A 559-nucleotide genomic window follows, 5' to 3' on the forward strand; every position below is an offset into this window, starting at 1 on the left:
CACTTGGTGTACCTGAATCCTCAGAATACGTAATTACCGGTTGGTGTGCAACCGTTCCGGTGTTCATTTGTGAACCGGAAGAAGCCGTGGTCATGCCGCCAGCATTGGCATCTGCTGCCGTGACCGCATTGCCCCCGGTGATTGGGCTACCAGAGCCGTTCGCTACCTGCAATTGCTGGCCAACGTTGAGCCCATAAGGCGCGGCAACGTTATTGCGCTGGGCAAGATCGCGGAAATCGTTACCGGTAATCCAGGCAATATAGAACAGCGTATCACCCCGTTTTACGGTGTAAGTATCACCGCCATAGCTACCTTTAGGAATATTCCCATAACTGCGATTGTACACAATTCGACCGTTTTCGGTCACCACATTCTGATTTTGGCTCGTGGAGGAGGCAGATGAAGTGGCAGTCATTCCCCCACCCGATACCGGAGGGCGAGCCGGGCGGATAAACCCGCCGTTGCTGCCACCTGCGCTACTGGTCATGCCCGAGTTGCCAGAATTGCCGCTCATCATGCCGGAGTCATTTCCGCCAACTGAGCTGATGGGGGCCTGTGC

The 559-nt window shown here is 55.3% G+C and carries 1 protein-coding gene; it reads right to left on the bottom strand.

The genetic code is table 11. The annotated features are described in order from the left end of the window. Nucleotides 1-559, bottom strand: a 559-nt coding sequence (locus WH277_RS00405; protein ID WP_339503707.1) for a LysM peptidoglycan-binding domain-containing protein, incomplete at both ends; no start/stop codon positions are given.

Origin of the sequence: Erwinia sp. MYb416 (assembly GCF_037479575.1) — a bacterium.
Taxonomy (GTDB): Bacteria; Pseudomonadota; Gammaproteobacteria; order Enterobacterales; family Enterobacteriaceae; genus Erwinia; species Erwinia rhapontici.